Genomic DNA, 13,337 nt, shown 5'->3' with positions numbered 1-13,337 from the left:
GTGCGCCTCGTCGTCTGCTATCAGGGCGTGGAAGGTATCGATGTCGGACTCGCATTCAAAGGCAGCATCAGGCGCACCGTCATGCCGCAAGGTTGATTTTCCAGTAATTCTACCCGAGCAGCGCCGCCGTACAAACTGGCCAGGCGTTCGCGCAGATTGCTCAACCCCACCCCGCCGCCATGCTTCTTCGACGCCGCCCCCGATTCGGCCAGGCCGGCGCCGGTGTCGCTGATCTCCACGCACACACGGTCGCCAAGCACTCGCGCGCCGATGACGATCTCGCCGCCCTCCACTTTCGGCTCCAGGCCATGGGTGATCGCGTTCTCCACCACCGGCTGCAGCAGCATGGGCGCGATAGCGAAGCCGCGCAGATCGTCCGGCACGTCGATGCGGTAGCGCAGCCGCTCGCCCATGCGCACCGCCAGCACATCCAGATACGCCGCCAGCATGGCCGCCTCGCTGGCCAGGGTCGCCTGGTCGCCACGGCTGGCCGCCAGGCTGGCGCGCAGGTAGTCGATGAACCGTTCCAGCATATGCTGCGCGCGAGCCGGCTGCGTGCCGATCAAGCCGACCACATTGGCCAGCGTGTTGTACAAAAAGTGCGGCTCGATCTGCGCCTGCAAAGCGCGCAGGCGCGCCTCGGCCAGCAGCCGCTGGCTGGACGCGATCAATTCATTGTTGCGCGCCGTGGCCATCGCCTGCTGCATCCGCCGTTCCCCGCTGCGATGAACCAGGTACATGAAGCCGGCGACCAGCACCGCCGTCGCCAGCGAGTACACCCACACCCCGCGCTGCGCCAACACCACCAAAGGACTGGCACCCCGCAGCAGCACATTGCCCAAGCTTATGCCGAGCGGCACGCTGACCGACATCAGCGACACGTAGAAAAGCATGCGCCGCACACCGCGCAGGCGCGCCACCCACCCGTCCAGCGAGCGATTCAGCGCGAACATCCCGCCATACACCAACGCGCCGATCAAGTTGGAGATCAACAGCGTGGCGGGAAAGTTCGCGCGCAGCATCTGGTCGCTCGCTCCCCGGGTCTTGTCGATCGCCGTCAGCACCAGGGCCACCAGGCAGCTGAAGATAATCGTATAGAGCACGTTGCGCGGCACCGAGGACGGCCAACGCCGGAAAACCGGGATGACTTCGAGCGGATGGGCGATCGGCGGCTGCTTACGGCTTAGGGTGTCGGGAGTAATATTCATGTGGCCAGAAAGTTACCATGAAAACAAACCGGCGCGCGATAGGACAATCGCGCCAAAGCCCTCGGACCGGCTTTGATGTTGTGTGCATCGAACACGGTCAGCACCGTTTGCCCGCGCCGCGTGTCCTGCGCGACGCCGACCAGATAGCCATCGGTCTCGGAGCGCGCACCGCGCCTGGGCACCAGCACATGCTCCTCCACCTGCCAGCCGGCGCCGAAGGCATAGCTGTCGGCCTTGCCGGTGTCGGTGTCGATCAGATTAACGGTGTTCAGGATCAGATCCTTGCCCACGCCGTCGGCGCCAAGCACCGCCAACCTGCGATGGCGCGCCGACACCACCTGCGGCGCCACGCGCGGGAACTCGCTGACGCCGAACAGCCGCGCCTCGCGCGCCTGGCCGCTGGCATAGTCCAGCGTGATCTGCACCGTGGCGCTGCGCGCCTCGCGGTACTCGCGCATGTCTCCGCGCATCGGCAGCGCGGGATCGGGCAGGACGTCGCCTTCGTGCAGCACCGCGTCCAGCCGCGTGCAGCCGCCATCCTCGAACGCGTTCCCGAGGTGGAAGACGGAGCGCGCCGGCAGCTCGAACACCTGGCGCAGTTCCAGCGTATTCTTGTCGATGACGACCGCGCGCAGCGGCCGCGTGCCGCCGTCCCATCGCATGCGCTCGGCCAGACTGAGGCCGGCATCGGCGCGCACGGCGTATGGCGCCACCAGGAAGATCAGATGGCGGCCGCTGACGACGAAGTCGTGCACCATGTTCAAGCTGGGCACCGGCACCATGGCGGTGCGCGTCACTTCGCCGGCGGCGTTCAGGCGATAGATGACCAACTGGTCGCCTCCAGGCGGATTGCCGAAGTTCCACAGCCCGCCATCGGGGTCCATCTTCGGATGGGCGGAGAAAGGCATGGCCTTCAAATCGGCGCGCCAGGTCTTGACGCCGCGCGTGGCCAATGTATCCGGATCGAGTTCGATCGCCGAACCGCCCTCCCACAGCGCGTACAAGGCGCCGTTGAACGGCAGCAGATTGGTATTGGCGACGTTGACGCTGTCATTGTTCTTCACCGCCCGGCGCGCGATCGCGGTGCCGAAGACCGGGTACAGGAAGCGCCCCGCTTTGCTCTCGTCCTCGAATTTTTTCGTCAACACGAAACGCCCACGATGACCTACCTTGCCGCCACCGACTTGCCAGCGCTGCGCAAAGCCGTCGCCATCGAACCAATGGTGATAGCGCTCGCCGCCCAACTCGAAACGTCCCGGCCCGTTGCGGTAGAACACGCCATTCAGGTCCGGCGGCATGCTGCCCCAAACCTGCGCCAGGCCCGCCTGTTCGCCGCTGGTATCGGCGTACACGGACAAACGCGGATTGCGCTCGAGCGCCTGGTGAAAACGGCCGAAGGTCCCGCTGTCGGCAAGCGCCGGTCGGGCGGACGCACCCAGGGCGGCAAGGCCGACGCCACGAAAAAGGAATTGACGGCGTTGGTTCATCATCGCCCTTTCAGCGCAGGTTGACGCTAACGGCGGCGCCGCCGGCCGGCACCTGGAAGCGCGCGTCCTCGTAACTCGGCGCGCTCCGGTTGCCCATGGCGTTGTTGCTGAAGGCGTAGTCCTCGACGGGCATGCCGACAGCGTTCAAATCCAGTTTGCCGTTGCCGTTGGCGTCGTGATAGACGGCGAACGCGTAGTCGCCGGCAGGCAGTTCCTTGAACGCCAGCGTGACGGCGCCCGCCGACGCGGGAGCCATCCGCGCCAGGGCCGGCTTGCCGCGAAAGGTCTCGGCGGAGTTGTACAAGGCGACCATCAACCGGCCATCGGCGCTGGCCACGCCTTCGACGGTGATGGTGAGGTCGCCCGCGCTGGCGCAGGCGCTGGCTGCGGCGAAAAGGAAGGCAAGGAAGGCTGTCGCGGTCTGGCGTGTCATATCGGGCTCCGTTGGATGTGGCGGTTGCGGTGGATGAATCGGGATTCCACTGTAGCCAGGCGAGCGTCCCGCCGCCGGCCGATGCGACGAGCGGCGCCCAAACGGCGCCAAATGCATACCGGTGGCGCGAAATGTATAAACCCGGCGCAAACCCCGGTGCAAATACGATATAGTGGACAAGTGCAACTCAAATAATCCAAAACATGCTGCCATGCGCGTAGGTCACGATACGGATTCCCCGGCCGCATCCGAGCGCTCCCTGGTCTCCGCCTGGACCGGGGGAGCCGGCGCGCCGGACACGCGACAAAGGCTGGTCGGGCTGGCGCTGCTGGCGCTTTGCTACGCGCTGGTGGCCCGCGCCAGTCTGCTGCTGGCCTTCGCCAACACCAACGCCACCCCCGTCTGGCCGCCGTCCGGCATCGCCTTCGCCGCCATCCTGTTGATCGGCTACCGCGCCTGGCCGGCTATCATGCTGGGAGCCTTCGCCGCCAATCTCGCCACCTTCCACGTCAACGGCCTGCCACTGGACGGCGTAGTGGCGCTGGCATCGGGCGCCATCGCCGGCGGCAACACCCTCGAGGCGCTGGCCGGCACCTGGCTGATACGCCGCTACGCCGACGTCACGCAACCGATAGGCCAACTGCAAAACGTCTACAAGTTCGCACTGGTCGCCATGGCCATGTGCCTGGTGAGCGCCGGCATCGGCGCCACCACCCTGGTGCTTTTCGGCCTGGCCGGCGCCGACGCCTACGCCACCGTCATGCTGACCTGGTGGGTCGGCGACACCGCCGGGGTGCTGCTGGTGACGCCGGCGATCATCGTCTGGTGGACGGACCGGTCGCTGGCCCGGCGCTGGCGTGGCGCGCTGGAGGTGGCGCTGTCCTTGGCGGCGTTGCTGGCGCTGATCGCCATGGTGTTCTTCCGCGCCTATTCGCCGCACGACCACCTCGGATGGCTGCCCTATCTGTTCGTGCTGTGCGTGGCCTGGGCGTCCTACCGCTACGGCCTGCGCGGCGCCAGCGCCGTGTACATGTGCGCCGCCGCCGGCGCGGTGCTGGGCACCGTCAGCGGCCTCGGTCCGTTCGCGGCAGGCACCCTGAACGACGCGCTGATCTCGCTCGACAGCTTCATCGTGTTGTGCAGCCTGATTGGCCTGGTGCTGAGCGCCGACGCCAGCGAACGCAAACGGCTGCAGACCAGCGTCCCGGAACACAGCGCCGCGCAATGGGCGACCTTGCTGGTGGGGGTGGGCCTGACGGTTCTGGTGTGGCACCTGGTGGCGGTGGACACCGAGCGCCGCGCGCGCGAGCGGTTCGACGCGGAGGCCGCCGAAATCGCGCGCAGCATCGTCCAGCGCATGACGCTTTACGAATCGGGGCTGCGCGGCGCCCAGGCGCTGTTCAATGCCGAGCAGGAGCCGACCCGCACCCAGTGGCGCGACTTCGCCGCCGGCCTGGACCTGGCAAACAACTTCCCCGGCGTGATGGGGCTGGGCTATGGAATTTTCCTGCGCCACGACCAGCGCGCGGGGCTGGAGCGCCAGGTACGCCAGGAGGGCTATCCCGAGTTCCGCGTCTGGTCGCTCGATTCGGCGGCGCACCCGCCGCCGTCCTCGGTGGCGGTGCTGTACCTGGAGCCGTTCGACGAGCGCAATCGCCGCGCCTTCGGCTACGACATGTTTTCCGAACCGATCCGCAAGGTGGCGCTGCGCAACGCCGCGCGCTCGGGCATGCCGGCGCTGAGCGCCAAGGTGGAGCTGGTGCAGAGCGCCCGGGACGGGCACCAGCCGGGCTTCCTCATGTATTTTCCGGTGTACCGCAAACAGGCGGGATTGTCCGCCGCCGCGACACCGGAGCAGCGCATGGCGGCGCTGCAGGGTTACGCCTACAGCCCGATCCTGGCTGCGGAATTGATGCGCGACTTGCTCGGCGCGGGCGGGCACGGGGAGAACCACGCGGGCGCGCACGCGATCCGGCTGGAGATCTTCGACGGCGACGAGGCCGACGCCAAGGCGCGCCTGTACGCCAGCGCCGCCGACCGCACCGCGGACGACCGTTTGCACTATCCCAATCCATTCGCGCGCGAGATGCCGCTCGAACTGCTGCAGCACCGCTGGACGCTGCGTTTCACGTCGCTGCCGGCCTTCGAGCGCTCCATCGACCGCCAGAAATCGCACATCGTGCTGCTGGCCGGCGTCATCATCAGCCTGCTATTCTTCGGCGTGGTGCGGGCGCTGACCGCGCGCCACGTCTACGCCACCGCGCTGGCGCGGCAAATGACCGGCGCGCTGCGCGAGTCGGAACGCTCGCTGATCGCCGCGCGCGACCTGGCCGAAGCGGCCAGCCGGGCCAAGACCGAGTTCGTAGCCAACATGAGCCACGAGATCCGCACCCCGCTCAACGCCGTGCTGGGAATGACGCATTTGCTGAACAACACGCCGCTGTCGGCCGACCAGCAAAAGTACCTGGAGATGATACGGACGTCCGGCAACTCGCTGCTCGGCATCCTCAACGACGTGCTGGACTTCTCCAAGATCGAGGCGGGCCGCATGGAGCTGTCGCCGGCGCCGTTCCAGCTCGGCGCGGTGCTGGAGGCGCTGGCCAACATCATGACCGTCAACGGCGGCGAGAAGGACCTGGAACTGGCCATCGGCATCGAGCCCGGCGTGCCGCAGGCGCTGGTCGGCGACGGCCACCGGCTGCAGCAGGTCCTTGTCAACCTGGTCGGCAACGCCATCAAGTTCACCGAAAAAGGCTCGGTGGCGGTGCTGGTGGAGCTGGTGGCCGGCACGCCCGGCGCCTCCGGCATCGACCAGGCGGCCGGCGCTCCGGCCACGCTGCGCTTCACCGTCAGCGACAGCGGCATCGGCATTCCGGCCGACAGCCTGGCGCAGTTGTTCGCGCCCTTTTCCCAGGCCGACGCCTCGATGACGCGCCGCTTCGGCGGCACCGGCCTTGGACTGGCGATCTCGCGCCGCATCGCCGCCTTGCTGGGCGGCGCGATCGAGGTGCGCAGCACGCCTGGTGTCGGCAGCGAATTCATGCTGACGGTGCCGATGCTGCGCGCCGACGCAGCGGCCGACGACGCGGCCGGCCTGCCCGCGCTGCATTTGCTGGTGGTGGACGACGATCCGACCAGCGCGCGCTACCTGTACAAAACGATACGCGCGCAAGGCTGGCGCTGCGACTGCGCCGGCTCGGGCGAGCAGGCGCTGACGTTGTTGCGCGGCTCGGCCGGCCGCTACGGCGCCGTGCTGGTGGACTGGAACATGCCGGACATGGATGGCCTGGAAACGATGGAGGCGATACGGGCGGCCGGCCCCGTCGCGCCGCCCATCGTCCTGATGGTCAGCGCCTTCGGCCAGGGCAAGCTGCTGCACGCCGGCGGCGCCCAAAGCGCCGATGCGGTGCTGCTCAAACCCGTAACCGGCCAACGCCTGCACGATACCGTGCGGCTGGCGCGCGCCGCCCGCGAGGCGGCGGTGGCCGACAAGAAGGATGCAGGCGATCCCGCGGCGCCGGGTTCCGCGCCCCCCACCGAGGCGGACCAGCCGCCGCCCCCCGGCCTGCGCGTCGACGGCGTGCGTATCCTGCTGGTCGAGGACAATCCGATCAATCAACTGGTCGCCAAGAGCATGCTCGATTACGCCGGCGCCAGCATCGACTCGGTCGAGAATGGCCGCCAGGCGGTCGACCTGCTGCGCACCGAGTCGCATCGCTACGACCTGGTTTTGATGGACGTGCAGATGCCGGAAATGGACGGTTTCGAGGCGACGCGCCTGATCCGCTCCGAACTGAAACTGACGCTGCCAGTGCTGGCGATGACGGCCGGCGTGATGGCCTCGGAACGCGAGCAATGCATCGCTTCGGGCATGAACGACTTCATCGCCAAGCCGATCGACGTCGAGGAAATGCTGCGCGCCATCGTGCGCAACCTGCCCGCGACACCGTCCGCCGACGGCCGTTAAAGCGCCTTCCCTGCCCGTCCCTCGTCCTCCGGAATTTGTGTCATGACCCGGCGCCGCCCGGCACCGGCGACCGTGCCAGAAATCGTAGACATGGCTTGGGAAAGCTTGCCGTTTCAGTCACATGATAGCGATCCCATATCGCAAGTCGTTGCCCATGAACAACGAAATTGTGACATTTCCGTATAAATTTAACCCAAATCAATGCCTTCCGGGCCACACTAAAAAGGACGATCAGGACAACCAAAACGTCCAGACGCAACCACCGGAGGGTACCCAATGAAACAAACCAAGCTTGCAAACCGCACTTTAGTCAGCAATCCAGTGTTGAATCCCGCGATGAAATCGCTGATGGCGCTGGCGATCCTTGGCGCCTTTTGCGCCACGGCCTACGCCCAGGACAGCCTGCCGATCACGATTAGCGGTTTCGGTACCGGCGCTGTCACGCGGACCGACACCGATGGCGCGGAATTTACACGTCTGAACCAGGCCAGCGGCGCGGGCAAGGATTGGCGCACCGGCGTCGATTCCAATCTTGGACTGCAGGTTACCGGGAAATTGAGCGACACCATCTCGTTCACCGCCCAAGGCCTGGTGCGCAAGTACGGCGATGAAGACAGCTACGGCGCCGAGTTGACTTGGGCCTTCGCCAAGTTCAAGCTCAACGACGATTTCTCGGTGCGGCTGGGCCGCGTCGGCCTGCCGGTCTACATGATCTCCGATGTGCGCAACGTCGGCTACGCCAACACCATGCTTCGCCCGCCGACCGAGGTGTATCGCCAGGTGCCGTTCGACAGCGTCGACGGCGGCGACATCACTTACCAGCATAGTTTCGGCGACAGCACCGTCACCGCCCAACTGGGCCTCGGCAACACCACGGTGCGGCTGTCGGAGGGATTCGATGTCGACTTCAAGCGCACCATGGCCGCGCAAATCCTGCTCGAGAATGGCCCATTCACCTACCGGCTCGGCCACTCGCGCACGAAGTTCACCATCGATGGCAGCCCGAACGTGACGGTCCTCACCAATTCCTTCACCGCGCTGAATTTGACCGGCCTGCTGGCACAAATCCCGTCACGCGACGTCAAGGGAACGTTCAATTCGGCCGGCATCAGCATGGACTACAACAACATCATCGGCATGACGGAATTCGCCAAGCGCAAGACCGACAGCCGCCTGGTGCACGACACCACCTCCTGGTACGTGATGCTGGGATACCGCTGGGGAAAATTCGTGCCGTTCGTGATGCACGGCGACGTGAAACAGGACAGCATCCGCAACTTCTCGACGCTGCCCACCACCGGTCCTCTGGCGCCGCTGGCGGCCGGCGCCAACGCCGCGCTCAAGGTGGGGCTGCAATCGAGCACTGCGATCGGCTTGCGCTGGGACTTCTACAAGTCGGCCGCGTTCAAGGTGCAGATGGACCGCGTCAAGACGCGTGACGGCGACGGCTACTTCACCAACCCCAAGCCCGGCTTCGCCGGCAGCACGGTGAATGTCTACGCCGCCGCCATCGATTTCGTCTTCTAAGGAGAACCACATGAAAACGACTATCGGCAAGCTGCTGCTGGCGGCGGGTGTGTGCGCGTTCGCCGCGCCTTCGTTCGCGGCGGAGATCGTGGTGATCGTCAATCCGAAGAACCCGGCCACGCGCATGTTCAGCGAACAGGCGGGCCAGTTCTTCCTCGGTAAATCGACCTTGTTCACGCCCGTCGAACACACCGACGGCGCGCTGCGCAACGAGTTCTATAAAAAGGTGCTGGACAAGGACGCGACGCAGGTCAAGGCCATCTGGTCGAAGCTGGTCTTCACCGGCAAGGCCAGCGCGCCCAAGGAATACGCGTCCAGCGCCGAAGTGAAGAAAGCCGTGGCGGCCGACCCCAGCGCCATCGGCTATATCGAGAAATCGCAGGTCGACGACACGGTCAAAGTGATCCTCACCGTGCAGTAACGATGCGCGATAAAAAACGCCCGGCCGCAGCCGGGCGTTTTTTTATCCCTCGACCACGATCACGGGCCGCAGCCGCTTGCGCGAGGCCCGCGCGTGCGGCACCCAGGCGTGGGTTTGCCAGCGATGCCACATGATCAAGCCGCGTATCCATTCATCGGCGACGTAGGCGATCCACACGCCGACCAGGCCCCAGCCCAGCACCACGCCCAGCACCCAGCTGCCGCCGGCCAGTACCAGCAGCATCGACAAGGCGCCCGCCATTACCGGAAAACGGGCGTCGCCGGCCGCGCGCAGCGCGTTGATCACCACCAGGTTGAAGGTGCGGCCCGGCTCCAGCAGCACCGTGATCCACAACAGCGCGATGCCGGCGTCGATGATCTGCTGGTCCTGCGTGAACCATCCCAGCAACCAGCGCCCGGCCAGCGCGGCGGCGGCGGCGATCGCCACGCACGCCACCAATCCGATCTTCAGCGCGCGCCGCACCACGGCGTGCGCCTCGCGCAGGTCGCCCGCGCCGATCAGGTAGCCGACCACAATCTCCACCGCCAGGCCGGTTGCGATACTGAACATCATCACCCCGCCCATCAACTGCAGCACGTAGGCCTGGGTCGCCAGGGCGGTGGCGCCCAGTTTCGCCGCCGTCGCCACGCTGAACATGAACGCCAGGCGGTAGGCGATATTCTCGGCCGCGCCGGGCAGGCCGATATGCAGCACCGCCGCCAGCTCGCGGCGCGGCAGGCGCCACCAGTCGCTGCGCACCAGCGTGACGCCAAGGTGGATGCGCCACAGCCAAAGGTGCAGCGCCAGGCCGATGGCGCGGCTGACCGCCAGCGCCGCCGCGAATCCGGGCAGGCCCATGGCGGGCACCGGTCCCCAGCCGTACATCAGCGGAATGGCCAGCGCCAGGTGGCTGACGTGCATGGCGATCAGCACCAGCAAGGTGTCGCGCGTGCGCAGATGGGCGCGCATCACGCTGGCCATGGAGGCGTTCCAGGCGTCGAACAGCAGCGATGGCGCCAGCGCCATCAACAGCGGCGCGGCCAGCGGGAAGACCTCGGGCGGCGCGTTGAGCAGGTGCAGCAGGCCGTTGGCGCCAACCAGCGCCGCGAGCGCGGCGACCGCGCCGAGCCAGGTGCTGGCGCCGACCACCGCGCGGGCGACATTGTCGGCGGCGTCACGCTGGCCGCCGCCGAGATTTTGCGTGACCACCACGCTGACGCCGGCGCCGATGATGCGGAACAGGATGAACAAAGTGGCCGAGACCTGGCTGGCGATCGCGAAGGCGCCGCCGGCGGCGTCGGAGATGCGCGAGGCCAGCGCGGTGCCGACCACGCCGGCGCCTATCGCCAATCCCAGTTCGACCAGCAGCGGCCACGCCAGGTTGAACATGGGCGGGGTGCCGGAGGGGGATTTGGGAGCGGACATGGATGGTTCGGGAGAGTTAGTGGTGCTGAGCTCTCCTAGTTTACAGCAATATCGGCCGGTGCATGGGTCGTCGACATGCACGCATTGGCGGATTACGCTGCGCTAATCCGCCCTACGTGGATCCTGGGTATACTTGGTTTCGTTGACATCGGTGGTTTTGCGCTGGTGGCGTCGATTTTGAAGGAGCCCACCAGTTGCGCCAGTTCCTTCGCTTGCGCCTGCATCGCTGCCGCCGCCGCTGCCGCCTCCTCCACCAGCGCGGCGTTCTGCTGCGTGACGCCGTCCATCTCGCCGATGGCGGTGGTGACCTGCCCGATGCCGTGTTCCTGCTCGGCGCTGGCGGTGCTGATCGCGGCCATGATGGCGGTCACCTTGCGCACGCTCAGTACGATTTCGTCCATCGTCGCGCCGGCGTTTTCGGCCAGCACGCTGCCGCTGGCGATTTGTTCGGCCGAGTCGTTGATCAGCTTTTTGATCTCCTTGGCCGCCGCCGCCGAACGCTGCGCCAGATTGCGCACCTCGGAGGCCACAACCGCGAAGCCGCGTCCCTGCTCGCCCGCGCGCGCCGCTTCGACGGCGGCGTTCAACGCCAGGATATTGGTCTGGAAGGCGATGCTGTCGATCACGCCGGTGATGTCGACGATCTTGTGCGCGTAGTCGTTGATGCCGGCCATCGTGCGCACCACTTCGGACACCACCTTGCCGCCCTTGCCCGCCACCTCCGACGCCGACAAGGCCAGCGCGTTGGCATGGCGCGCGTTACCGCTGTTTTCGCGCACCGCCGACGTCAGTTGCACCATCGCCGACGCGGTCTCCTGCAGCGCCCCGGCCTGATGTTCGGTGCGGCGCGACAGATCCATATTGCCGTTGGCGATCTCGCGCGAGGCCGAGTCGATCGCCACCGCGCCGTCGCGCACCCGGCCGACGGTGTGGGCCAGGCGGCCCGTCATGTGGCTCAACGCGTCGAACAGTTGGCCGATCTCGTCGCCGCGTCCATGCTCGATGACGGCATGCAGCTCGCCGGCCGCCACCTGTTCGGCCAGCGCCACCGCCCGCGTCAGCGGACGCACGATACTGCGCGTCAGCATCAGCGCCAGCACCGCGCCCAATGCAAGGGTGGCCAGTCCGAGCCCGATCAGCAGCGCGCGGCTGCTTCGATACTGGCTGGCCGACAGCGCCGCCATCGTCCTGGCCTCCTGCGTTTGATACGCCAGCAGTTTTTGCAGCGCGCCGGTGTACGCGCCGAAGGCGGCGGCGAGGCGGGTGTCGAGCAAGTCGCTCACCTCCTGTATCCGTCCGCCGTCCTTCAATTTGAACAAGTCGGCGCGCAGGGCCGCGTACGCCGCCCGCCTGGCGCCGACGGCGCGCAGCAGCTCGTGTTCCACGCCGTCCGCCGGCATGGCGGCCAACTGGCGGTCCATCGCCGCCGCCACCTTTTCACCGGCGACCAGCTGCGCATGGAAGATGTCGCCCACTTCCAGGCTGTCGCTGCGGGCGATTGAAATCGCCCGCAGCCCATTGAGCTCGGCCACGCCCAGCAGCTCGGACGTCAGCTGCTGCTTGGCCAGCTTTTCATCGACCAGGTTGGACGCGGTGTCGTTGGCCGATTGCAGGCGCCACAGCGACACGGCCGACATGCAGGCCATCGCGAACAGCAGCATGGCGAAAGACGCCAGCACGCGCGCGCCGGTCTTCAATTGAGGGAGTTTCATCGCGACAGTTCTTCCGAGTAATTAATGTTATAACACCGACATCAATCACTATACGCGACGAATATGACACCATAATTACCACGCGGCAATTTATACCACGGGAGTGGGAAGCGCGCGCCCTTCGAAATGCGCCACCAGGTTATCCACCACCAGTTGCCCCATCGCGTGGCGGGTCTCCACCGTCAGGCTGCCCACGTGCGGCGCCAGCACCACGTTATCGAGCTCGCGCAGCGCGGCCGGAACGCGTGGCTCGTCGTCGAACACGTCGAGCGCCGCCATCCCCAGCGCGCCTTCGCGCAGCGCCTCGATCAACGCCTGCTGGTCCACCAGCGAACCGCGCGCGATATTCACCAGCGTGCCCTCCGCCCCCAGCTCCGCGAGCACCTGCGCGTCCACCGCGTGCCGGGTGGCGGCGCCACCGGGGGCGCACACCACCAGATAGTCGCTCGCCCGCGCCAGCTCCAGCAGGGAGGCGCTGCGCTCCTGCGGCACGCCGGCGATCGCGCGCGGCTGGAAGTACAGCGTGCGCATGCCGAACGCCTCGGCACGCGCGGCCACCGCCTGGCCGATGCGGCCGAAGCCGAACACGCCGCAGACCTTGCCGCGCAAGGCGCGCGTGGGCGCCAGCGGCTGCCCCGCCTCCCAGGCGCCGCTGCGCACGTAGCGGTCCAGCGCCGGCAGTCGCCGCGCCGCCGCCAGCAACAACGTCAGTGCCAGATCGGCCACGTCGTCGGTCAGCACGCCGGGGGTATTGGTGACGGCAATGCCGCGCGCGCGGGTCGCCTCCAGCGCCACGGCGTCGGTGCCGATGCCGTTGACGGCGACGATTTCCAACGCCGGCAACTGCTCCAGCAGCGCCGGGCCGACGCCGATCGCGCCGGTGGTCAGCAGGCCGCGCACACCGGCGGCCACGCCGCGTATGTAATTGGGCTGCGTCTCGCGCGGCTGGCGCCAGGCGTGGTGGCATTCAAAGTGGACGTCCAGTTGCTCCATGACGGAGGCGGAGGGGCTGGCGGCCAGCACCAGTAATTGAGGTTTCATAGCGACGGTCTCATAGCGACTGCTTCATAGCGACGGTTTCATAGGGAGGGTAATTCCTTGTAAGGCGATGCTGACGGCGATTGTACAAGCGGCGGCGAATTCGCGCCGCAAGCATG

At 66.9% G+C, this 13,337-nt stretch carries 9 protein-coding genes; 3 read left to right on the top strand and 6 right to left on the bottom strand.

Annotated elements, in window-relative coordinates; genetic code table 11:
* Window positions 1-20: 20 nt before the first annotated feature.
* The 3 genes from NHH88_17360 to NHH88_17350 are packed head-to-tail and all read right to left on the bottom strand — an operon-like array spanning window position 21 to window position 3,128.
* Complete coding sequence (locus NHH88_17360; GenBank protein ID USX11484.1) at window positions 21-1,208, bottom strand: sensor histidine kinase; 1,188 nt, start codon at window positions 1,206-1,208, stop codon at window positions 21-23.
* Window positions 1,205-2,698 (bottom strand): carotenoid oxygenase family protein, encoded by a 1,494-nt coding sequence (locus tag NHH88_17355; GenBank protein USX11483.1) that lies wholly within the window; start codon window positions 2,696-2,698, stop codon window positions 1,205-1,207. Before NHH88_17355 ends, NHH88_17360 begins: the two co-directional genes overlap by 4 nt.
* Before the next feature lie 7 nt (window positions 2,699-2,705).
* Entirely contained in the window at window positions 2,706-3,128 is a 423-nt protein-coding gene (locus NHH88_17350; GenBank protein USX11482.1) for a DUF2141 domain-containing protein, read from the bottom strand.
* Window positions 3,129-3,339: 211 nt separating this feature from the next.
* Here NHH88_17350 and NHH88_17345 point away from each other — a divergent pair, with 211 nt between their 5' ends.
* From NHH88_17345 to NHH88_17335, 3 genes are all read left to right on the top strand, one after another.
* On the top strand, window positions 3,340-7,095 hold the full coding sequence (locus tag NHH88_17345) for a CHASE domain-containing protein (GenBank protein USX11481.1): 3,756 nt from the start codon (window positions 3,340-3,342) through the stop codon (window positions 7,093-7,095).
* 276 nt (window positions 7,096-7,371) lie between these two features.
* Window positions 7,372-8,622, top strand: a complete 1,251-nt coding sequence (locus NHH88_17340; GenBank protein ID USX11480.1) for a porin — start codon at window positions 7,372-7,374, stop codon at window positions 8,620-8,622.
* Between the two features lie 10 nt (window positions 8,623-8,632).
* Complete coding sequence (locus tag NHH88_17335; GenBank protein ID USX11479.1) at window positions 8,633-9,043, top strand: hypothetical protein; 411 nt, start codon at window positions 8,633-8,635, stop codon at window positions 9,041-9,043.
* Between the two features lie 42 nt (window positions 9,044-9,085).
* Here the strand turns inward: NHH88_17335 and NHH88_17330 are convergent, their stop codons facing one another.
* From NHH88_17330 to NHH88_17320, 3 genes are all read right to left on the bottom strand, one after another.
* On the bottom strand, window positions 9,086-10,468 hold the full coding sequence (locus tag NHH88_17330) for an MATE family efflux transporter (GenBank protein USX11478.1): 1,383 nt from the start codon (window positions 10,466-10,468) through the stop codon (window positions 9,086-9,088).
* Window positions 10,469-10,560: 92 nt separating this feature from the next.
* On the bottom strand, window positions 10,561-12,180 hold the full coding sequence (locus NHH88_17325) for a methyl-accepting chemotaxis protein (protein ID USX11477.1): 1,620 nt from the start codon (window positions 12,178-12,180) through the stop codon (window positions 10,561-10,563).
* Between the two features lie 90 nt (window positions 12,181-12,270).
* Entirely contained in the window at window positions 12,271-13,221 is a 951-nt protein-coding gene (locus NHH88_17320; protein USX11476.1) for a 2-hydroxyacid dehydrogenase, read from the bottom strand.
* Window positions 13,222-13,337 lie beyond the last annotated feature (116 nt).

It is taken from the genome of Oxalobacteraceae bacterium OTU3CAMAD1 (assembly GCA_024123915.1).
Lineage (GTDB): Bacteria > Pseudomonadota > Gammaproteobacteria > Burkholderiales > Burkholderiaceae_D > Rugamonas.
The sequence above is the reverse complement of the archived record's forward strand: the minus strand, read 5'-3'. Positions and strand labels throughout refer to the sequence as shown.

What these genes read in the sequence shown, in the direction of transcription:
- NHH88_17345 (USX11481.1), top strand. Translation starts at nt 3,340, where the DNA reads ATGCGCGTAGGTCACGATACGGATTCCCCGGCCGCATCCGAGCGCTCC.
- NHH88_17335 (USX11479.1), top strand. Translation starts at nt 8,633, where the DNA reads ATGAAAACGACTATCGGCAAGCTGCTGCTGGCGGCGGGTGTGTGCGCG.
- NHH88_17325 (USX11477.1), bottom strand. Translation starts at nt 12,180, where the DNA reads ATGAAACTCCCTCAATTGAAGACCGGCGCGCGCGTGCTGGCGTCTTTC.
- NHH88_17355 (USX11483.1), bottom strand. Translation starts at nt 2,698, where the DNA reads ATGATGAACCAACGCCGTCAATTCCTTTTTCGTGGCGTCGGCCTTGCC.
- NHH88_17320 (USX11476.1), bottom strand. Translation starts at nt 13,221, where the DNA reads ATGAAACCTCAATTACTGGTGCTGGCCGCCAGCCCCTCCGCCTCCGTC.
- NHH88_17360 (USX11484.1), bottom strand. Translation starts at nt 1,208, where the DNA reads ATGAATATTACTCCCGACACCCTAAGCCGTAAGCAGCCGCCGATCGCC.
- NHH88_17330 (USX11478.1), bottom strand. Translation starts at nt 10,468, where the DNA reads ATGTCCGCTCCCAAATCCCCCTCCGGCACCCCGCCCATGTTCAACCTG.
- NHH88_17340 (USX11480.1), top strand. Translation starts at nt 7,372, where the DNA reads ATGAAACAAACCAAGCTTGCAAACCGCACTTTAGTCAGCAATCCAGTG.
- NHH88_17350 (USX11482.1), bottom strand. Translation starts at nt 3,128, where the DNA reads ATGACACGCCAGACCGCGACAGCCTTCCTTGCCTTCCTTTTCGCCGCA.